Origin of the sequence: Actinokineospora guangxiensis (assembly GCF_042657845.1) — a bacterium.
GTDB lineage: Bacteria > Actinomycetota > Actinomycetes > Mycobacteriales > Pseudonocardiaceae > Actinokineospora > Actinokineospora guangxiensis.
Map to the genome: position 1 here is coordinate 574,985 of NZ_JBHSKF010000001.1, position 18,688 is coordinate 593,672.

At 73.2% G+C, this 18,688-nt stretch carries 23 protein-coding genes; 17 read left to right on the plus strand and 6 right to left on the minus strand.

Annotated features, from left to right (window positions below):
* Positions 1-55 precede the first annotated feature (55 nt).
* From hemB to ACFPM7_RS02685, 7 genes are all read left to right on the plus strand, one after another.
* Entirely contained in the window at positions 56-1,027 is a 972-nt protein-coding gene (gene hemB, locus ACFPM7_RS02655) for a porphobilinogen synthase (protein ID WP_378243334.1), read from the plus strand.
* Positions 1,028-1,040: 13 nt separating this feature from the next.
* Complete coding sequence (locus tag ACFPM7_RS02660) at positions 1,041-1,514, plus strand: hypothetical protein (protein WP_378243336.1); 474 nt, start codon at positions 1,041-1,043, stop codon at positions 1,512-1,514.
* Positions 1,511-1,963 (plus strand): hypothetical protein, encoded by a 453-nt coding sequence (locus tag ACFPM7_RS02665; RefSeq protein ID WP_378243338.1) that lies wholly within the window; start codon positions 1,511-1,513, stop codon positions 1,961-1,963. The genes ACFPM7_RS02660 and ACFPM7_RS02665 overlap by 4 nt, the downstream gene beginning before the upstream one ends.
* On the plus strand, positions 1,960-2,451 hold the full coding sequence (locus ACFPM7_RS02670) for a hypothetical protein (RefSeq protein WP_378243340.1): 492 nt from the start codon (positions 1,960-1,962) through the stop codon (positions 2,449-2,451). The genes ACFPM7_RS02665 and ACFPM7_RS02670 overlap by 4 nt, the downstream gene beginning before the upstream one ends.
* Positions 2,452-2,468: 17 nt before the next feature.
* Positions 2,469-2,972 carry a hypothetical protein gene (locus ACFPM7_RS02675; protein ID WP_378243342.1) on the plus strand — a complete coding sequence of 168 codons (504 nt, stop codon included), beginning with the start codon at positions 2,469-2,471 and terminating at the stop codon, positions 2,970-2,972.
* Between the two features lie 123 nt (positions 2,973-3,095).
* Positions 3,096-3,431, plus strand: a complete 336-nt coding sequence (locus tag ACFPM7_RS02680; RefSeq protein WP_378243344.1) for a hypothetical protein — start codon at positions 3,096-3,098, stop codon at positions 3,429-3,431.
* Complete coding sequence (locus tag ACFPM7_RS02685) at positions 3,428-3,736, plus strand: hypothetical protein (protein ID WP_378243346.1); 309 nt, start codon at positions 3,428-3,430, stop codon at positions 3,734-3,736. The genes ACFPM7_RS02680 and ACFPM7_RS02685 overlap by 4 nt, the downstream gene beginning before the upstream one ends.
* Position 3,737: 1 nt before the next feature.
* Here the strand turns inward: ACFPM7_RS02685 and ACFPM7_RS02690 are convergent, their stop codons facing one another.
* Positions 3,738-3,953 (minus strand): hypothetical protein, encoded by a 216-nt coding sequence (locus ACFPM7_RS02690; RefSeq protein WP_378243348.1) that lies wholly within the window; start codon positions 3,951-3,953, stop codon positions 3,738-3,740.
* Positions 3,954-4,122: 169 nt separating this feature from the next.
* Positions 4,123-6,030 (minus strand): TPM domain-containing protein, encoded by a 1,908-nt coding sequence (locus ACFPM7_RS02695; RefSeq protein ID WP_378243350.1) that lies wholly within the window; start codon positions 6,028-6,030, stop codon positions 4,123-4,125.
* 70 nt (positions 6,031-6,100) lie between these two features.
* Between ACFPM7_RS02695 and hemL the strand changes: the two genes are divergently transcribed.
* Genes hemL through ACFPM7_RS02710 form a run of 3 tightly spaced genes read left to right on the plus strand, consistent with a single transcriptional unit; the run spans position 6,101 to position 8,606 of the window.
* On the plus strand, positions 6,101-7,417 hold the full coding sequence (hemL, locus tag ACFPM7_RS02700) for a glutamate-1-semialdehyde 2,1-aminomutase (protein WP_378243352.1): 1,317 nt from the start codon (positions 6,101-6,103) through the stop codon (positions 7,415-7,417).
* Entirely contained in the window at positions 7,414-8,043 is a 630-nt protein-coding gene (locus tag ACFPM7_RS02705; RefSeq protein ID WP_378243354.1) for a histidine phosphatase family protein, read from the plus strand. The genes hemL and ACFPM7_RS02705 overlap by 4 nt, the downstream gene beginning before the upstream one ends.
* Complete coding sequence (locus tag ACFPM7_RS02710; RefSeq protein WP_378243356.1) at positions 8,040-8,606, plus strand: TlpA family protein disulfide reductase; 567 nt, start codon at positions 8,040-8,042, stop codon at positions 8,604-8,606. Before ACFPM7_RS02705 ends, ACFPM7_RS02710 begins: the two co-directional genes overlap by 4 nt.
* Positions 8,607-8,716: 110 nt before the next feature.
* On the opposite strand, the gene ACFPM7_RS02715 is transcribed toward ACFPM7_RS02710, so the two are convergent.
* Positions 8,717-9,328, minus strand: a complete 612-nt coding sequence (locus tag ACFPM7_RS02715) for a sigma-70 family RNA polymerase sigma factor (protein ID WP_378243357.1) — start codon at positions 9,326-9,328, stop codon at positions 8,717-8,719.
* 225 nt (positions 9,329-9,553) lie between these two features.
* On the opposite strand from ACFPM7_RS02715, the gene ACFPM7_RS02720 reads away from it, so the two are divergent.
* The 5 genes from ACFPM7_RS02720 (at position 9,554) to ACFPM7_RS02740 (ending at position 16,146) form a co-directional block, all read left to right on the plus strand.
* A complete protein-coding gene (locus ACFPM7_RS02720) occupies positions 9,554-10,324 on the plus strand; it encodes a cytochrome c biogenesis CcdA family protein (RefSeq protein WP_378243359.1) in 771 nt (256 codons plus the stop codon).
* A 38-nt stretch (positions 10,325-10,362) separates the two neighbouring features.
* Positions 10,363-11,862 carry a cytochrome c biogenesis protein ResB gene (resB, locus tag ACFPM7_RS02725; protein ID WP_378243835.1) on the plus strand — a complete coding sequence of 500 codons (1,500 nt, stop codon included), beginning with the start codon at positions 10,363-10,365 and terminating at the stop codon, positions 11,860-11,862.
* Position 11,863: 1 nt separating this feature from the next.
* Positions 11,864-12,808: a c-type cytochrome biogenesis protein CcsB gene (gene ccsB / locus ACFPM7_RS02730; RefSeq protein WP_378243362.1), complete on the plus strand. Its 945-nt coding sequence runs from the start codon at positions 11,864-11,866 to the stop codon at positions 12,806-12,808.
* A gap of 115 nt (positions 12,809-12,923) precedes the next feature.
* Positions 12,924-14,432 (plus strand): MinD/ParA family ATP-binding protein, encoded by a 1,509-nt coding sequence (locus ACFPM7_RS02735; RefSeq protein ID WP_378243364.1) that lies wholly within the window; start codon positions 12,924-12,926, stop codon positions 14,430-14,432.
* 130 nt (positions 14,433-14,562) lie between these two features.
* Complete coding sequence (locus tag ACFPM7_RS02740; protein WP_378243366.1) at positions 14,563-16,146, plus strand: SdrD B-like domain-containing protein; 1,584 nt, start codon at positions 14,563-14,565, stop codon at positions 16,144-16,146.
* A gap of 30 nt (positions 16,147-16,176) precedes the next feature.
* On the opposite strand, the gene cds1 is transcribed toward ACFPM7_RS02740, so the two are convergent.
* Genes cds1 through ACFPM7_RS02755 form a run of 3 tightly spaced genes read right to left on the minus strand, consistent with a single transcriptional unit; the run spans position 16,177 to position 18,054 of the window.
* Positions 16,177-17,265 carry an L-cysteine desulfhydrase Cds1 gene (gene cds1, locus ACFPM7_RS02745; protein WP_378243368.1) on the minus strand — a complete coding sequence of 363 codons (1,089 nt, stop codon included), beginning with the start codon at positions 17,263-17,265 and terminating at the stop codon, positions 16,177-16,179.
* Entirely contained in the window at positions 17,262-17,555 is a 294-nt protein-coding gene (locus ACFPM7_RS02750) for a DUF4229 domain-containing protein (protein WP_378243370.1), read from the minus strand. Before ACFPM7_RS02750 ends, cds1 begins: the two co-directional genes overlap by 4 nt.
* 10 nt (positions 17,556-17,565) lie before the next feature.
* A complete protein-coding gene (locus ACFPM7_RS02755) occupies positions 17,566-18,054 on the minus strand; it encodes an Lrp/AsnC family transcriptional regulator (protein ID WP_378243372.1) in 489 nt (162 codons plus the stop codon).
* Between the two features lie 160 nt (positions 18,055-18,214).
* Between ACFPM7_RS02755 and ACFPM7_RS02760 the strand changes: the two genes are divergently transcribed.
* Together ACFPM7_RS02760 and ACFPM7_RS02765 are read left to right on the plus strand one after the other, a co-directional pair.
* Entirely contained in the window at positions 18,215-18,418 is a 204-nt protein-coding gene (locus ACFPM7_RS02760) for a BldC family transcriptional regulator (protein WP_378243374.1), read from the plus strand.
* Between the two features lie 75 nt (positions 18,419-18,493).
* Positions 18,494-18,682 (plus strand): hypothetical protein, encoded by a 189-nt coding sequence (locus ACFPM7_RS02765; RefSeq protein WP_378243376.1) that lies wholly within the window; start codon positions 18,494-18,496, stop codon positions 18,680-18,682.
* Positions 18,683-18,688 lie beyond the last annotated feature (6 nt).

Genomic DNA, 18,688 nt, shown 5'->3' on the forward strand with positions numbered 1-18,688 from the left:
CCGGGTCCGCACGGGCGGTCGACCGGGGTGCGCGCGGGCTCTCTACGATGGGCGGATGTTCCCGAGCCACCGCCCGCGCAGGCTTCGGGGTTCGGCCGCCATGCGGCGCATGGTCGCTGAGACCGAGGTAGCCCCCCGGCAGCTGGTCCTGCCGATGTTCGTCAAGGAAGGCGCCACCGAGCCGGTCGCCATCTCCAGCATGCCCGGGGTCGTCCAGCACACCCGGGACACGCTGCGCAAAGCCGCTGTCGAGGCTGTGCAGGCCGGGGTGGGCGGCATCATGCTCTTCGGCGTGCCCGCCACCCGCGACGCGGTCGGCTCCGGCGGGGTCGACCCCGACGGCGTCCTCAACGCCGCGCTGCGCGACCTGCGCGCCGAGCTGGGCGAGGACACCATCCTCATGTCGGACCTGTGCCTGGACGAGTTCACCGACCACGGCCACTGCGGCGTGCTCGACGACGCGGGCCGGGTCGACAACGACGCCACGCTCACCGTCTACGCCGAGATGGCCGTCGCCCAGGCGTCGGCGGGCGCGCACCTGCTCGGACCCAGCGGCATGATGGACGGCCAGGTCGGCGTCGTTCGCGAGGCGCTGGACAAGGCCGGGCACATCGACACCGGCATCCTGGCCTACTCGGTCAAGTTCGCCTCGGCCTTCTACGGCCCGTTCCGCGAGGCGGTGGAGTCCCAGCTCGACGGCGACCGCGCCACCTACCAGCAGGACTCGGGCAACGTCCGGGAGTCGCTGCGCGAGGTCGCGCTCGACCTGCAGGAGGGCGCCGACCTGGTCATGGTCAAGCCCGCCCTGGCCTACCTCGACGTCATCCGCGCCGTGCGCGAGGTCTCCGACGTGCCCGTCGCGGCCTACCAGGTCTCCGGCGAGTACGCGATGGTCGAGGCCGCCGCCGAGAAGGGCTGGCTGGACCGCCGCCGGACCATCACCGAGACGCTGCTGTCCATCCGCCGCGCGGGCGCCGACGTGATCCTGACCTACTGGGCCGCCGAGGCCGCCCGCTGGCTGCGCTGAGTATGGTCGAGCGGTGACAACGGACGAACCGCCCATCATGCCGACCGCCGACGAGGCGGGCGAGCGGGTCCGCCCGCCGATGGTGGTGACGGTCGCCTACTGGCTGTGGCTGGTCGCGGGCGCGATCGGGCTCGCGGGCGGGCTGACGGTGCTGCTCAACCAGCAGTTCCTGGCCGACTCCTACGCCACGACGCAGTCGGTGCCGCTCACCGAGGCCATGGACATCGTCAAGGGCTACACGGTCTGGCTGATCCTGGGCTCGGCGGTGTTCCTGCTGCTCTACTGGCTGCTGGCCTACCAGGCCCGCAACGGTGTGCGGAAGGCGCGGATGCTGCTGATCGTCGTCGGTCTGCTGAGCGCGTTCTTCCAGTACGGCTTCGGGCGGATCACCATCTTCGGGCTGATCTGCGCCATGGCGACGATCATCGCGCTGGCGCTGCTGTTCATGCCCGGGGCCAAGCGCTTCTACGACGCGCACGGGCGATGACGCCGGCGGCGACACCGGCGAGGACCCGGTACGCCGAGCCCGGCTCGACGTGGTGGCCGGTGCTGTGGGCGCCGGTGTTCTGCGCCGTCGGCGCGGGCGTCGAGGCGCTCAGCGGGCCGGTGCACGTCGTGGCGTGGATCGGGATCGCGGTGGTGCTGACGGCGATGACGGCCGGGTGGGTCAAGGCCCGGCGCAGGGTGTGCGCGGTCGAGCTGACCGACGACGTGCTGCGCCAGGGCGAGCAGGAGCTGCCCGTGGCGCGCATCGCGGGCCTGCACGACGGCGACGCCCTCGGCGCGCGCCCGCTGGGCGGCGGGCCGACGGTGCCGCGCAAGACGGCGGAGATCCCGCTGGACCTCGACGACGGCACGGTCGTGCTGGCCTGGGCGCGCCACCCGGAGCCGATGCGCGCCGCGCTGTCCTCGGTGCTGCGAACGGAGGACGTGTGAACTACCCCGCCATGCCCCCGGTGGACGTCCCGGAGACGCCGCCGCGGCCCAAGGCCGTCGACACCGCGGCGACGCTGGTCGTCACCGGCACCGCCATCGGCGCGATCGGCTCGCTGTTCACCGTGCTGGACGACGAGTTCGCCGAGTCCCTGGTCCGTCAGACCGCGCCGGACGCGCCGCCCGCCGAGGTCGAGATGATGCTCAGCGCCGTGCCCATCGCGGGCGTGATCGGCGTGCTGCTCACCGTCGGCTTCTTCGCCCTGCTGGCGGTGAAGTTCCGCGCGGGCCGCAACTGGGCGCGGGCGGTGCTGGCCGGGCTGACCGCGTTCAGCCTCATCCGCTTCCTGTCCGCCGCCGCGCAGACCAACGCCGAGCTGAGTCTGATGTGGAGCCTGGCCGACGTCGCGTGCTGCACCGCGGCGGTGGTGTACCTGTTCCAGAAGCAGTCGACGGAGTACTTCCGGGCGCACATGCGCAAACGCCGCTGACCCAATAGCGTTTGCCCATGACCACGGGTCCCCACGACAACGAGCCCCTGCCCAGCGCGCCGCCGGTGCGCCCGCAGCAGACCGCGCGCCCGGCCGCGGCCAGGCCCAAGACCGTGAGCATCGCCTTCTGGCTGTGCATCGCGGTGGCGGCCGTTCTGGCGCTGAGCGTGCTCGGCGGCCTCAGCCTGGACCGCGCCACGGTGGAATCGGCCCTGCGCGAAGCCGACACCGGTCTGTCCGGCGCTGAGCTGGAGGCGGCGGCCGGCCTGTTCATCACCCTGGCGGTCGCGCTGCCGCTGGTGTTCCTGATCGCCTTCCTGGCAGGCGCGTTCCCGATGCGGGCCGGGCGCAACTGGGCGCGCGTCCTGCTCACCGTCTTCGGCGGGCTGCTGCTGGTGCTGACGCTGCTCGGCACCGCGGGCGCCAGCCCCATCGTCGCGATCGCCCTGATCGCCCTCATCGGCGCGGCGATCGTGCTGATGTACGTCGGCGATTCCGGGGCCTACTTCAGGTCGCGCTGAGCGTCCTACTCCAGAGTTGGTAACACTTGAGGGGGTATTGGCTACATAACCCCCGTGATGGCGTCGTACCCCGATTTCACTGAGCGTCCCCTGGCCGTGACCGGCGCGTTATTCGGTGCGGCCGTGGGCGGCGCATCGGTGGGCGTGCTGCTCGCGGTGTCCGACCGCGAGCCGGGGTGGATGGCCGTCATCGCCGGACTGGCCGCCGCCGGGTCGATCGCCGTGGCGATCCCCGTGCGGACAGGCCGGGCGTGGGCCCGCGTGGTCCTGTTCGTCCTGGCGCTGCTCGGTGTCCTCACCGCCCACGCCGTCGCCGTCTCGCTGACCGCCCCCGCGGACCTCATCGCGGGCAGCGCCCTGGCCCTGGTGTGGGCGACGGTGATCGGCCTGCTCCTGCGGGGTGACGTCCGCGAGTACTGCACGGGTCCGATGGCCGAGCGTGAGAGGCTGACCGGGTGACCGCACCCGACCTCGACGAGGGCGCCCACCTGACCTGGCCGGAGCCCACGACCCCGCTGCACCAGCCCCGCCGCTGGATCTTCGCCGCGGTCGCCGTCGTCGTCGCCGCGGGCTGCACCGTCCTGGCGCTGTGGCTGTGGGACAGGGGCGTGGTCGAGACGGCCCCCCTGCCCGACCGCCCCGACCTGCGGTTCGCCGAGTACGCCGGCGACCTGGTCGCCCTCTCGGTGGCCGCGGGCGCGCTCGCCGCGATCGCCCTCCTGGAAGCCGTGCGCAACGCCGTCCTGGCCACCCGCAAACGCTGACCTACTCGCCGCGCATCGCCTTGCGGATCTGCTCCAGGCGGTCGGCCCCGGCCTTGTCCCGCTCGGCCATCGTGGTGTTGACGTCGGCGGCCTCCGGCGTCGCCTCGGCCAGCTCGGAGGAGCCGACGGACGTGGCGTGCCGCCCCTCGATCTTGTTCCGCACGAAGTCGAAGCTGGGCACACCCGCTTCGCTGTAGTCACCAGGCTGCTCGGTCATGCCACCCACTATGCCCTCTTGTCGCCTGCCGAGCCTTGCAAGCTCACGGGGACACACCTGCTCCTGTGCCGTTGTCAGACCCGAACATCCGGCCCCCCGCCGCCAGGTTATCCAGCGGGAGAGGGGCGCTTCACCCTCAACCGGGCCGCCTGTGGACTGATCGGCGCTGTCAGAAGCGGCCGCCGCCGCCGTGGCGGCGGGTGCCCCGGGTGCCGCCGAAGGACGCGGGGCGGTGGCCGCCTCGGGAGCGGCCTGGGGAACGTCCCGAGGAGCGGCCGCCGCCGAGCATGCCGCCGATGAGGATGCCGCCGAGGGTCGCGCCCAGGTCGCCGCCGCCGGTGGTGCGGGAGGACTCCCAGCGGCGGACGTCGGATTCGGCCTCGGCGGCGGCGCGCCTGGCCAGGTCCATGGCCCACTGGGCGTGTCGCTGCGCCGCGTCCGGGTCCGCGGTGCGGGTGGCGTCGAGGTGGCGGCGGGCCTCGGCCAGGCGGGTTCGGGCTTGTGCGCCGACGGCGCCGCGGCGGGCGGCGATGAAGTCCTCCGCGGCGGTGAGCTGGGCGGTGGCGGCGGCGGTGGTCTGGGTGAGCAGGTCGGCGCGGCGGCGGCGTTCGCCCGCGGCGGCGATGGCGGCGTCCAGGTCGGCGTCGGCGGCGGTGATCGTGGCGTAGGCGGTCAGCGGGGTGGTCTGGTCGGTGGTCAGGGCGGACTTGGCGGCGCTGACGGTGGCGGGGTCGACGTCGCCGCGGCGTTCGGCCTCGGCGATGTCGGCGCGCAGGGCCTCGATGGCGGCGGGCAGCGACGACACCGCGGTCCGGATGTCCTCGGCGGCGCGGTCGACGGCGTCCAGCAGCGCGGCGGCCTGGCCGACGGCGCCCTCGGCGGCCCGGATGGCGGCGACCGCCTCGCCCTGCTCGCCCGCCGGGCGGGCCACGGCGGCGCGGCCGTCGGCGATGGACTTCTCCGCGAAGGACAGGTGCTGCTCGGCCATCGTCACGTTGTCGGCGACCGGCGCGACGGCCCGCGCCGGGAACTCCGCCGCCAGCCGGGCCAGGGCGGCGCGGGACTCCGGCAGCCGCACGGTCAGGGCGACGACCCGCTCGGTCAGGGCGGCCAGGCGGTTCGGCGCGTCGATGAGCAGGTCGCGCAGGGCGTCGAACTCCGCGACCCTGGCGTCCAGCTCGGCGTCGGCCGAGGAGAGCCCGGTGATCAGCTCGATGAGCAGGTCGCGGCGCTGCTGGGGCGTCTCCGGCACGTCATCGTCGCTGTCGTCCAGGCGCTGGCGGATGGCGAACGCGGCGGCCAGCGCGGCGCGGGCGTGCGCGCAGGCCTCGGTGAACGGGCGGGTGCGCGCCTCGCCGAACTCGCCGGTGGCCAGCTCCAGCTCCTCGACGCTGGCCCGCAGCGCGTTGTCCACCTCCACCAGCAGCTCCCGCGACCGCGCGTCCAGCGCCTCGTCGGGCAGCCCGGCGAGCACGGCCGGGTCGTCGGTTCGGCGGGCCTGCGCGAGCCCGGCCGAGGTGCGCTGAGCCCGTTTACGGCGCGCGTACCACCACACCCCGACCCCGCCGACGAGCGCCAGCCCGATGATCACCCACAGCGTCCATCCCCCGGCCCCCGCCGCGCGCGGGGCCATCGCCGAGCCCAGCCCGTCGGCCGCGGCCACCGCCGCGCCCGCCCAGTCGCCGCCGCGCAGCGCGGGCTCGACCCGCTCGGCGCGCACGTCGGCGAACTCCGCGTCGGTGACCTCGTCGGGCAGCCCGGGGGAGTACAGGCTGTACTCGCGGTCGGCCGTGGCCACCGCCAGCAGCACGTCGCGCTCGCCGAGGGCGCTGACGTCGGCGGTGCGCTCGGCCCAGTCGGTCCCGCCGACCCCGTCGAACCCGTCGACGTAGACCACCCACAGCCGCAGCCGGTGCTCGTCGTAGAGCCGGTCGATGGCGGCCTGGACCTCGGCGCGCCCGCCGCCGAGCGCGCCACCGGAGTCGGTGATCTGCCCGGGAAGGCGCGCGGGCGGATCGGCGGAGGCGGGGGCGGCCAGGGCGAGCAGGGCGACCACGACCAGCAGCAGACGGCTCACGGACCGCACGGTAACCGCTGGCCAACCCCGTGACCCCGGACACGCCGGGTCATTTGCCAGACTGGGCGGCGTGACTCACGAGCCCGCACACGTCCGCACCTCGGCCGCGCTGTTCGACCGCGCCCGCAGGCTGATCCCCGGCGGCGTGAACTCGCCGGTGCGCGCGTTCTCCGCCGTCGGCGGGACGCCCCGGTTCATGGTGTCGGGCAGCGGGCCGCACCTGTGGGACGCCGACGAGAACCGCTACGTCGACCTGGTCAGCTCCTGGGGCCCGATGATCCTCGGCCACGCGCACCCCGCCGTGGTGGAGGCGGTGCGCGCCGCGGCGGGCACCGGGCTCAGCTTCGGCACCCCGACGCCCGCCGAACTCGACCTCGCCGAGGAGATCATCGGCCGGGTCGCCCCGGTCGAGCGGGTCCGGCTGGTCAACTCCGGCACCGAGGCGACGATGAGCGCCATCCGGCTGGCCCGCGGGTTCACCGGGCGCACGAAGGTCGTCAAGTTCGCGGGCTGCTACCACGGCCACGTCGACGCGCTGCTGGCCGACGCGGGCTCCGGCGTCGCCACCCTCGGCCTGCCGACCTCGCCCGGCGTCACCGGCGCTCAGGCCTCCGACACCCTGGTCCTGCCCTACAACGACCTCGACGCGGTGCGCGCGGCCTTCGCCGAGCACGGCGACACCATCGCCGCGGTGATCACCGAGGCCGCCGCGGGCAACATGGGCGCGATCGCCCCGCTGCCCGGTTTCAACGCGGGCCTGCGCGAGATCACCGCCGCGCACGGCGCGCTGCTGGTCATGGACGAGGTCATGACCGGCTTCCGCGTCTCGGCCGCGGGCTGGCACGGCATCGAGCCCGTCGCCGCCGACCTCTACACCTTCGGCAAGGTCATGTCCGGCGGCCTGCCCGCCGCCGCGTTCGGCGGCCGCGGCGAGGTGATGGCCCGCCTGGCCCCCGAGGGCCCGGTCTACCAGGCCGGGACGCTGTCGGGGAACCCCGTCGCCGTCGCCGCGGGCCTGGCCACGCTGCGCGCCGCCGACACCGAGGTCTACCAGGCCCTCGACGCCAACTCCCAGCGCCTGGGCGCGCTGCTCACCGAGGCGCTGACGGCGGCGTCGGTGCCGCACCGGGTGCAGTACGCGGGCAACCTGGTCAGTGTCTTCTTCACCGAGGAGCCGGTCGTGGACTACGCCGGCGCCAAGGCCGCGCAGACCTGGCGCTTCCCGCCGTTCTTCCACGCCCTGCTCGACCACGGCGTGTACGCCCCGCCGAGCGCGTTCGAGGCCTGGTTCGTCAGCGCCGCCCTGGACGACGCCGCGTTCGAGGAGATCGCCTCGGCCCTGCCCCCCGCGGCAGCCGCCGCGGCCGCCGCGAAGGAGCCGAGATGAGCCGCACCACCGTCCACCTGCTGCGCCACGGCGAGGTGCACAACCCGACCGGCGTCCTCTACGGCAGGCTGCCCGGCTACCGGCTGTCCAAGACCGGCGAGCGCCAGGCGCTGACCGTCGCCGAGCACCTCAGCGGCAACGACATCGTCCACGTCGTGGCCTCCCCGCTGGAGCGCGCCCAGCAGACCGCCCTGCCCATCGCCGACTCCCACCGCCTCGACCTGGCCACCGACGAGCGGCTGATCGAGTCCCGCAACATCTTCGAGGGCCGCAAGGTCAGCGTCGGCGACGGCGCCCTGCGCTCCCCCCGCAACTGGCCCCACCTGCGCGACCCGTTCACCCCTTCCTGGGGCGAGCCGTACCTGGAGATCGCCCACCGCATGCTCGGCGCGGTGCACCGCGCGCGGGCCGCGGCCGAGGGCAGGGAAGCGGTCTGCGTGTCCCACCAGCTTCCGGTGTGGACGATCCGGCGCTACCTGGAGGGCAAGCGCCTCTGGCACAACCCGACCCGCCGCGAGTGCTCCCTGGCGTCACTGACCAGCCTCGTCTTCGACGGCGAACAGCTCGTCGGCATCAGGTACACCGAACCCGCGGGCTCCAGCGACCCGAAGAACACCGGCGCATGAGGGCGGTCCTGCTCCTCGCCGCGCTGCTGGCCCTCGCGGGCTGCTCGGACGCGGGGAACTCCCCGACCGCCGCCGAGTTCGTCTTCGTCTCCCCGGGCGGCCAGACCGACATCACCTACGACGGCGCCGACCGCAAACCCCTCCCGGAGGTCTCCGGCCCGTCCCTGATGGAGGAGGACAAGACCCTCGCCCTGTCGGACTACCGCGGCAAGGTCGTCATCCTCAACGTCTGGGGCGCCTGGTGCCCGCCGTGCCGCACGGAAGCGCCTGAGCTGCAGGCGATCCAGGACGAGTACGGGCCCAGGGGGGCGCAGGTGCTGGGCATCGACGTGCGCGACTTCCAGCCGGAGGAGCCCCGGGACTTCATGGCCAACCGGGGCCTGACGTACCCGTCGATCTACGACCCGCCGGGGCGGTCGTTGCTGGCGCTCAAGGGGTATCCGCGGGCCGTGGTCCCGGCGACGTTCGTCATCGACAAGCAGGGACGGGTGGCGGCGGCGTACATGCGCGGACTGCTGGCCGAGGACCTACGGCCGGTGGTGGAGCGCCTGATCGCCGAGTAGCGAACCGGCGAGGGCGGCGGTGGCCAGGGGGAGCAGCCGTTCGAGGCGGTGGGGGTGAGAGTTCGGCCAAGCGAGGCGCGACCCTGCAAGAGATCGCGCCGCTGCCCGTCCTACAGCCAGTCCTCCGCGCTCAGCCGGGCCCGCAGCGCCGCCAGGGCCCGGTGCTGGGCCACCCGCACCGCCGTCGAACTCATCCCCAGCAGGTGCCCGATGTCCGGAGCCGTCAGCCCCACCACCATCCGCAGCACCAGGATCTCCCGCTGCCGAGGCGCGATCGTGTCCAGCAGTTCCGCCATCCGGTGGGTCAGCTCGTGCCGCACGGCCACCTGCTCAGGACCCAGCGCCGGGTCGGCCGCGTCCGGCAGCTCGGCGACGCTCTCGTGGCGCTCCCGGGCGATGCGCCGGTAGTGGTCAGCCACCTTGTTCGACGCGATCCCGTACACGAACGGCATGAACGACGTGCTCGCGTCGGCGAAGGTGCCGATTGCCTTGATCACCCCGGCGATGATCTCCTGGGCGACGTCGTCGGCGGTGGCGAAGGCCGAGCCGCCGCGGCCGATGCGGGCGCGGCAGTAGCGCATGATCGCAGGCTGCATCCAGGCGATCATGGTCGCCGTGGCGTCGCGGTCGCCGGCGCGGGCGAGGTCGACCAGTTCGTGGAATGCCGATGACTTCAGGCGGGTGAACACCGCGTCGACCGCGGGACGGAGGGCTTCGGCCACGGTTCGCACCTCCTCGGAGTACTCCGGTCGGCCCAGGAGCAAGCGCGTATACGGTGGCACTACCCGCGGCATTTGTATCGATTCAGTAGGCAAGTTGCGGGTTTCCAATCCGGAGTCGCAGGTCATACCCCGGACGCGAGTGCCGCTCGAATGTGCCTGTGACCCAGCGCGCCTCAAGCCACCTCCGCCGCGACCCCGCTGAACACGCCTGCCTACCCTGACCGGGTGGACCCCACGCAGATCGCCGTCTCCGGCCCGCTGCTGCTCGCCGGGCTGATCGCGCTCGCCGCCGGGACCATCTCCTTCGCCTCGCCGTGCGTGGTCCCGCTCGTGCCCGGCTACCTCGCCTACCTCGCCGCCCTCGTCGGCGCGGACGCGCCCGCCGTCGCCGCCGACGAGGAGCGCAAGCGGGGGCGCTACCGCGTCGTGGGCGCGGCGGCGCTGTTCATCCTCGGGTTCACCGTCGTCTTCGCCGCGACCGTCGGCAGCCTGGTCTGGCTGGCCGACGCGCTGCTGGTCAACGAACTGCTCCTGCAACGCATCGGCGGGGTCATCACCATCGCCATGGGGCTGGTCTTCATCGGGCTGGTGCCCGCCCTGCAGAAGGACGTGCGCATCCACAAGACCCCGCGCATGGGCCTGGCGGGCGCGCCGCTGCTCGGCGGGGTCTTCGCCCTGGGCTGGACGCCCTGCATCGGGCCGACGCTGTCCGGGGTGCTCTCGCTGGCCACCGCCACCGGGGGCGGCGCGGCACGCGGCTACCTGCTGGTCGTCGTCTACTGCCTCGGGCTGGGGCTGCCGTTCCTGCTGATCGCCGTCGGCGCGCGGTGGGCGGTGCGCACCACCACCTGGCTGCGCACGCACGGCCGCGTCATCCAGATCGTCGGCGGCGCGCTGCTGATCGCCGTCGGCATCGCGCTGGTCACCGGGCTGTGGGGCGAGCTGGTGTCCTGGCTGCGCAACACCGTCGTCTCGGATGTGAAGCTGCCGCTGTGACCGCCTTCCTGCGCAACACCTGGCGCGGCCTGACCTCGATGCGGACCGCGCTGATCCTGCTGTTCCTGCTGGCGCTGGCCGCGCTGCCGGGGGCCCTGCTGCCGCAGCGGTCGATCAACCTGCGCGCCACCAACGAGTTCATCGCCGCCAACGGCTGGTGGGGCGAGTTCCTCGACCGCGTGCAGGCCTACGACGTCTACGCCAGCGTCTGGTTCTCCGCGATCTACCTGCTGCTGTTCGTCTCCATCGTCGGCTGCCTGATCCCGCGCACCGCCGAGTACGCCAAGGCGCTGCGCGCCAAGCCCGTCCTCACCCCGCGCAACCTGTCCAGGCTGCCGCACCACACCAGCGCCGACGACCAGCGCGACCCCGCCGAGGTCGTGGCCGCGGCCAAGGCGCGGCTGCGCGGCTGGCGGCTGGTCGAGCGCGAGGAGGACGGCGGCGTCCGCACGGTCAGCGCCGAGAAGGGCTTCCTGCGCGAGACCGGCAACCTGGTCTTCCACTTCGCCATGCTGGGCCTGATCGTCTCCCTCGCCATCGGCAAGATGATCAACTACGAGGGCCAGGTCATCGTGCTGGCCAACGGTTCGCAGTTCTGCAACGGCGGCACCTTCGGCTACGACTCCTTCCGCCCCGGCCTGCGCGTCGACGGCACCGAGCTGACCCCGTTCTGCGTGCGGGTCAACGGCTTCGAGGCCGACTACCTGCCCAGCGGCGTCGCCGACCAGTTCACCGCCGACATCGACTACCAGTCCGGCGCCGACCTGGACACCGGCACCTGGCGGCCCTACAGCCTGCAGGTCAACAGCCCGCTGCGCACCGAGGGCGACCGCGTCTACCTGCTCGGCCACGGCTACGCCCCCGTCTTCACCGTCACCTTCCCCAACGGCGAGACCCGCACCCAGTCGATCCAGTGGCGTCCGGTCGACCAGCAGACGCTGCTGTCGGAGGGCGCGACCAAGTTCGACCCGCCCGGCGTCACCGACCCCGAGCAGCGCCGCAAGCAGCAGCTGGCCGTCACCGGGCTCTTCGCCCCCACCCAGGTCGTGGTCGACAACGTGCTCTCCTCGCACTTCCCCGACCTGACCGACCCCGGTGTCGCCGTCGACGTCATGCGCGGCGACCTGGGCATCGACTCCGGGCGCGGGCAGTCCATCTTCGAGATCGACCAGTCGCTGGTGGACAGCGGCAGGCTGACCCGCGTGGCCAGGGAGAACATGTCCCTCGGCGAGCAGATCACCCTCGACGACGGCACCGTGATCGCCTTCACCGACGTGCAGCGCTGGGTCTCGCTGCAGGTCTCGCACGACCCCGCCCAGCCGTGGGTGCTCGGCTTCGCCGTCACCATGCTGCTCGGCCTCGGCGTCTCGCTGGTCATCAAGCGCCGCAGGCTGTGGGTGCGCGCGACCCCGACCGGCGGTGGCCGTACCGTGGTGGAGGTCGGCGGGCTCGCCCGCACCGACCAGGCGGGATACGGCGAGGAGTTCAGCAGGATCGCGGCCGAGCTCAGCGAGCCGAACGGCCAACGGAAGGACTGACATGACCATCGATGAGGGTCTGGCCCAGTACAGCGACTGGGCCTACGCCGCCACCGTGCTGGTCTACTTCCTCGCGCTCATCGGCTACGCCGTCGAGGGCGCCTTCGGCCAGGCTACCCGCAAGCGCGCCGAGGCCAGGCAGCTCGTCGGCGCGGGCGCGCCCACCGAGGTGCCGATCGGCGTCATCGAGCAGCCGCGCCGCCGCACGGGCGCCGAGCGCTTCGGGCGCAGCGCCGCCGCGCTGACCGTGCTCGGCGCGCTGCTGCACCTGACCTCGCTGGTGCTGCGCGGCTTCGCCACCGGCCGCGCGCCCTGGGGCAACATGTTCGAGTACGGCGCGGCCACCATGTTCGTCGCCGTCGTCGGCTGGATCGTGCTGATGCGCAAGTTCGACGTGCGCAGGCTCGGCGCGTTCGTCATGACGCCCGTGGTCGTCCTGCTGTTCCTCGGCTTTACCGTCTTCTACGCCGAGGCCGCGCCCGTGCAGCCCGCGCTCAAGTCCTACTGGCTGGTCATCCACGTCGTGGCCGCGGCCTCCTCCAGCGGGCTGCTGCTCATCCCCGGTGTGATCAGCGTGCTGTACCTGGTCCGCCTGCGGCACGAGACGGGCAAGCCCTCGGCGTTCGGCGCGCGGCTCGCCCCGGCCGACACCCTCGACCGCGTCGCCTACCAGACCACGGTGTTCGCCTTCCCGATCTACACCTTCGGCATCCTCGCGGGCGCCATCTGGGCGGAGTCGGCGTGGGGCCGGGCGTGGGGGTGGGACCCCAAGGAGGTCGTGGCCTTCGTGGCCTGGGTCGTCTACGCCGGATACCTGCACTCGCGGGCGACAGCGGGCTGGCGCGGCCCGCGCGCGGCGATGGTCAACATCGTCGGATTCGTCGTGATCCTCTTCAACACCTTCTTCATCAACTTCGTGGTCACCGGCCTGCACTCCTACGCATGACCCGATGAGCGGGCGGCCTCGGCCAGCGACTACGGTCGCAACCGAGGGTTGGAAGAGGGTTGCGGGACCAAGCAGAAGGGGCGCAGGGGTGACTGGACGCCCAGAGGAGTCCGACATGGCGTGGCGGCCTGCCCCGGGCGACAACCCGGGTGACTTCGGGCCGAACCCGGACCGCGCGGAGGTCCACCCGGCCGACGCCCACATCCCCGACGGCGACCCCGACGCGGGCACCGACAGCACCGCCCACCCCGGACCGCCCGCGCAGACCCCCGCCACCCCCGGCCAGTCCGGCCCGCACACGGTCAACCCCGGCCCGTACCAGGGCAACTCCGGCCCCTACCCGGTCAACCCGGGTCAGTCGGGCCCGTACCCGGTGAACCCCGGCCAGTCGGGCCCGTACCCCGTCAACCCCGGGCAGTCCGGTCCCTACCCTGTCAACCCCGGCCAGTCGGGCCCGTACCCGGTGAACCCCGGGCAGTCCGGTCCGTACCCCGTCAACCCGGGCCAGTCGGGCCCCTTCCCGGCTCCCGGGCAGTCCGGCCCGCACCCCGTCGGCCCCGGCCAGTCCGGCCCGCACCCGAGCCCGTACGCCGGGCACTACGCCGAGGCGACCCCGTCCGGCCCGCAGTACCAGCAGCAGAACCCCGGCTACGGCTACCAGCAGTCCCCGCAGCAGCAGGGCCGCGGCCACACCTCCGGCGACCTGTCCACCTCGCACCTGGTCAAGCAGGCCAAGCGCGCCCCGCAGTCCGGCTGGCGGCGCGCGGTCTACGTGGCCAGCGGCCACCTGATCAACCCCGGCGAGAGCCCCGCCGACCTGCGCCGCCGCGAGCTGATCGGCCGCGTCAACCAGCCCCTGCGCGGCTGCTACAAGATCGCCATGCTCAGCCTCAAGGGCGGCGTCGGCAAGACCACCACGACGACCACCCTCGGCTCGACGTTCTCCTCGCTGCGCGGCGACCGCGTCATCGCCGTGGACGCCAACCCCGACCGCGGCACGCTCAGCCAGAAGATTCCGCTGGAGACCACCGCCACCGTCCGCCACCTGCTGCGCGACGCCGAGCGCATCCGCCGCTACAGCGACATCCGCGCCTACACCAGCCAGGGCCCGTCCCGGCTGGAGGTGCTCGCCAGCGAGCAGGACCCGGCCGTCTCCGAGGCCTTCAGCGAAGAGGACTACCGGCGCACGGTCGCCCTGCTGGAGCACTTCTACAACATCGTCCTCACCGACTGCGGCACCGGCCTGATGCACTCGGCGATGAAGGGCGTCCTCGACCTCGCCGACTCCCTGGTGATCGTCTCCTCGGGCTCGGTCGACGGCGCGCGCAGCGCCTCGGCCACCCTCGACTGGCTCGACGCCCACGGCTACCGCGACCTCGTCTCCCGCTCGGTCGCGGTCATCAACTCCGTGCGCCCCGGCTCCGGCAAGGTCGACCTCGACAAGCTCGCCGACCACTTCGGCGCGCGCTGCCGCGCCGTCTGCCGCCTCCCGTTCGACCCACACCTGGAGGAGGGCGCCGAGATCGAACTCGACCGCCTCCTCCCGGAAACCCGCCTGGGCCTGCTCGAACTGGCCGCCACCGTGGCCGACGACTTCCCCAACGACCTGCGCCGCACGCTCTAGGCCGATCGGGTCCCGGCTCCCCGAACCGCCCAGCGAAGCGGCGCCCGCTCGGTAGCGTCGCGGGCGAATCGCCACCAGCGATGACGTCGCCGGGCGTCGGGGGACGGCCAGGACTTCTGGGGTATCGCGCATGTCCACACCTCGCGCTCGGTGGAGCGCCGCACTGCTCGCGTTCGCCCTCGGCGGCTTGTCCGGCGGCACCGCGCTCGCCCAGGACGACCCGCCGCCCTTCGCGGAACTCGGCCACGAGGTCGTGTTCGACAAGCCCGGCTATCGCACCGGCGACCGGGTGCTCATCACGCTCACGGTCACCAACACCGGCGACGTGGAGACCGTCGCCCACGGCCGCCACCGCCTCCACGAAGTGGGCGACATCCACTTCGATCCCGACGCCTGGGGCGATCTCGACTTCCTGGACGGTCCGGGGGTGCCGCTGGCCCCCGGCGAGTCGCACACCCAGCGGCTGGGCGGCGTCATCGCCGACCCCGGCCGTGCCGAGGCCGTGCTGGACGCCTACCTCGTCACCCACCTGGGCCACTCCTTCGACGTGCGCGCGAGCGCGCCGGTCGAGGTCGTCAGCGGTGCCATCGCGGGCACCGTCTACCTCGATCGCGACGGCGACGGGACCGTTGACGACGGCGAGCCCGTCGCGGGCGCGAAGGTCTCGGTCTCCAACTCCTTCGACTCCACCTCGGCCCCGCACACCACGACGACCGACGCGGAGGGCCGCTACCGCGTGGGCGGCCTCGCGCCGGTCCGGCACCGCGTCACCGTCGAGCCCGTCGACGGCTGGCAGTTCGACCTCAGCTCGCCCACGGTGGTCGCCGACGAGACCGTCGAGGTCCCGCTGCGCGGCGTCGCGCCGTTCGACCGCAGCCTGAAGGCCCAGCTGCGCCTGGTGAAGGACACCTACCAGCCCGGCGACACCGCCGAGTTCGACCTCACCCTGACCAACACCGGGACGATCCCGCTGCTCGGCGTCAAGGCCTTCTGCGACCGAGCGGGCAACGCCCACCACCTCACCGACATCGCCTGGGGCGACCTCGCGTACGGGGCCGACGGCGTCGACCTCGCCGCCGGAGCCACGTACCAGCACCGGTTCAGCGGCACCGTGCCCGAGGCCGCGCGCCGCTACGGCGTGGTCACCCTCGCCTGCGACTTCGGCATGGACACCACCGACAACCCCCAGGCGCGCGACGAGGCCAGGGTGCCGGGCACCACCGGCTCGATCACGGTCACCCCGTACCACGACAAGGACGGCGACGACGTTCCCGACGCGGGAGAGCGCATCCGCGGCGTCGACGTCGTGCTGACCCACAACGCCGACCCGGCTCTCACCGCGACCCGGCGCACCGGCCGCGACGGCGTCGCCGCCTTCACCGCCATCGCCACCGGCGGCTACGGCGTCGAGGTGGGCGGGCCGTGGGACGTCGTCGCGGGCCAGGGCTGGGTCGGTGTCGTGGCCGAGGGCTGCTGGGTCGTCTGCGACTGGCCCGTCAAGGTCGTCCCGGGCGCGTCGACGCCCACCGCGCCCACCACCGCACCGACCCCGCCCAGCACCCCGGTGACCACCGCGCCCGCCCCGGCCCCGCGCCCCGCGCCGCCGGGCTCGCTGCCCGACACCGGGGCGGACGTGCGGGCGCTGTTCGGCGTCGGTGTGCTCGCCGTGCTCGGTGGCGCCGCGCTGATGCTCGTCCGCCGCAAGCGCGCCTGACCGGCGGCTGGGGCCCGGTCCCCCCGGGCCTCAGCCGGTCCAGACGCCCGTCGCCAGGAACTCCCGGACGACCGCCGACGGCGGCTCCAGGTCCATGCCCTGCGCGGCGATCCACGCGTCGTCGTAGTAGGTGTGGCTGTAGCGCTCGCCGCCGTCGCAGAGCAGCGTGACGACGCTGCCCGCGCGGCCCTCGGCCAGCATCTCGGCGACGATGGCGAAGGCGCCCCACAGGTTGGTGCCGGTCGAGCCGCCGACGCGGCGGCCGAGGACGTCGGCGACGACGCGGATCACCGCGATCGAGGCCGCGTCCGGCACCTTCACCATGCGGTCGATGACCGAGCCGACGAAGGACGGCTCCACCCGGGGCCGCCCGATGCCCTCGATGCGCGAGCCGCGGCAGCCGGTCAGCTCGGTGCCGTCGCGCCAGGCGTCGAAGAACACCGAGTTCTCCGGGTCGACCACGGCCAGGCGGGTGGGCAGGGCGCGGTAGCGGATGAAGCGGCCGATCGTGGCGCTCGTGCCGCCGGTGCCCGCGCCGACGACCACCCACTCCGGGGTCGGGTGCGGCTCCAGGGACATCTGCTCGAACACCGACTCGGCGATGTTGTTGTTGCCGCGCCAGTCGGTGGCGCGCTCGGCGTGGGTGAACTGGTCGATGAAGTGCCCGCCCAGCTCACCGGCCAGGCGGTGGGACTCGGCGTAGAGCTGGCTCGGCTCGTCCACGAAGTGGCAGCGCCCGCCCTGGTGCTCGATCAGCGCGACCTTCTCCGGGCTGGTCGTGCGCGGCATGACCGCGATGAACGGCAGGCCGAGCATGCGCGCGAAGTACGCCTCGGAGACCGCCGTCGACCCCGAGGACGCCTCGATCACCGGGGTGCCCTCGTCAATCCAGCCGTTGCACAGGGCGTAGAGGAACAGCGAGCGGGCCAGGCGGTGCTTCAGGGAGCCTGTGGGGTGGGTTGACTCGTCCTTGAGGTAGAGCTGGATGTTCCACTCGGCGGGCAGCGGGAACGGCAGCAGGTGGGTGTCGGCGCTGCGGTTGGCGTCGGCGTCGATGATGCGGATCGCGCGGCAGACCCAGGAGCGGCGGTGCTCGCAGCAGCGGTCGAGCGCGGTCACGCCTTGTCCCCGGGGCCAGGGGAGTCGGTGACGTCCTCGCCGCGCAGCTGCGCGCGCAGCTTGTCCCGCTCGGCCTGGCGCTCGGCGCCCCGCTCGGCGAGACCGGCGGTGACGCGGGCGTTGAGGCCGCGGAAGAGCAGGATGCCCAGCGGGAACCCGACGACGATCGCCACTGCCAGGCTCACCAGCATCGGCACGTCGAAGAACAGCAGGACGGCGGTGACGGCGGCCACCAGCGCGATGCGGGCGGCGGTGTAGAAGGCGATGTCCCTGCCGAGCGAGGAGTGCACGCCCCGCACGTTACCCGGGCGCGCCTGCCTGGGGCTTCGCGGGCGAGAGCACCCCGGCCACGGTGTTGGGCCTGCCCTCGAACCGGGTCGAGAGCACCACCGTCGAGCGGGTCCTGGCCACGCCGGGGATGCGCCGCAGCCGGTTCAGCGCCCGCTCCAGCTCGTCGACCGTGGCCACCCGCACCTTGACCACGAACGCCTCGTCGCCCGCCACCCGGTAGCAGGACTCGATCTCCGGCTGCTCGGCGAGCGCGGCGGCGACGTCCTCGTCGTCGGCGGTGTCGTTGGGGTGGATGCTGACCAGGGCGGTGACGTCGAGTCCGATGGCCCGGGCGTCGACCACGGCGTGGTAGCCGGTGATCACCCCGGAGGACTCCAGCTTGCCGACCCGTTCGTGCACGGCCGAGGCCGACAGTCCCACCTGCCTGCCCAGGTCGGCGTAGGTGATCCGCCCGTTGGTCCGCAGCGCTGCGATGATCCGGCGATCGACACTGTCCACGGGGCAGCAGAGTACGGCCCTCGCCGCCAGTGTCCGAAGCAACCTTTTTGTCCCTTACTACCTCTTTACCATCACCCAACCGTTCGAGTACCCGGCGGGGTGGATGTCACGATGTTCCCGTTTGTTCCACCTGTTGCCCCGCGACCAGGAGGGAAGCGCTGTGACCGCGCACGTTGGAGAGCGTCTGCTCACCCCGGGGGAAGTGGCCGGGCTGTTCCGCGTCGACCCCAAGACCGTCACCCGCTGGGCCACGGCGGGCCGCATCGGCTCGATCCGCACCCCGGGCGGGCACCGCCGGTTCCGCGAGTCCGAGGTCAAGACCCTGCTCGCCGAGCTGACCACCGAAGCGGGCGGCCAGGGCTGACCGCCGGGGCCGTCTCCCCCGCGATCGGACATTTGCGGCTAACCTCGAACACCTCAGCACATGGAGGTGGCTTGGATGGTGTACCTGCTCGCCGCAGTCGGCGCTGTGACGATCGCCGTTCTGCTGTGGCGGGCCTTCGGTCCCCAGACGGCGGAGGTCGGCAACCGCAGGCGTAGCTCGATCGCCCCCGACGACGACCCGGACTTCCTGCGCAAGCTGGACGAGAAGCGCCGCAAGGACGACGGCACCCCGCCCGCGGGGTGACCGGGG

Coding starts and splice junctions, on each gene's coding strand:
- hemB (WP_378243334.1), top strand. CDS start 56: ATGTTCCCGAGCCACCGCCCGCGCAGGCTTCGGGGTTCGGCCGCCATG.
- ACFPM7_RS02665 (WP_378243338.1), top strand. CDS start 1,511: ATGACGCCGGCGGCGACACCGGCGAGGACCCGGTACGCCGAGCCCGGC.
- ACFPM7_RS02675 (WP_378243342.1), top strand. CDS start 2,469: ATGACCACGGGTCCCCACGACAACGAGCCCCTGCCCAGCGCGCCGCCG.
- ACFPM7_RS02690 (WP_378243348.1), bottom strand. CDS start 3,953: ATGACCGAGCAGCCTGGTGACTACAGCGAAGCGGGTGTGCCCAGCTTC.
- ACFPM7_RS02705 (WP_378243354.1), top strand. CDS start 7,414: ATGAGCCGCACCACCGTCCACCTGCTGCGCCACGGCGAGGTGCACAAC.
- ACFPM7_RS02710 (WP_378243356.1), top strand. CDS start 8,040: ATGAGGGCGGTCCTGCTCCTCGCCGCGCTGCTGGCCCTCGCGGGCTGC.
- resB (WP_378243835.1), top strand. CDS start 10,363: ATGCGGACCGCGCTGATCCTGCTGTTCCTGCTGGCGCTGGCCGCGCTG.
- ccsB (WP_378243362.1), top strand. CDS start 11,864: ATGACCATCGATGAGGGTCTGGCCCAGTACAGCGACTGGGCCTACGCC.
- ACFPM7_RS02735 (WP_378243364.1), top strand. CDS start 12,924: ATGGCGTGGCGGCCTGCCCCGGGCGACAACCCGGGTGACTTCGGGCCG.
- ACFPM7_RS02740 (WP_378243366.1), top strand. CDS start 14,563: ATGTCCACACCTCGCGCTCGGTGGAGCGCCGCACTGCTCGCGTTCGCC.
- ACFPM7_RS02765 (WP_378243376.1), top strand. CDS start 18,494: ATGGTGTACCTGCTCGCCGCAGTCGGCGCTGTGACGATCGCCGTTCTG.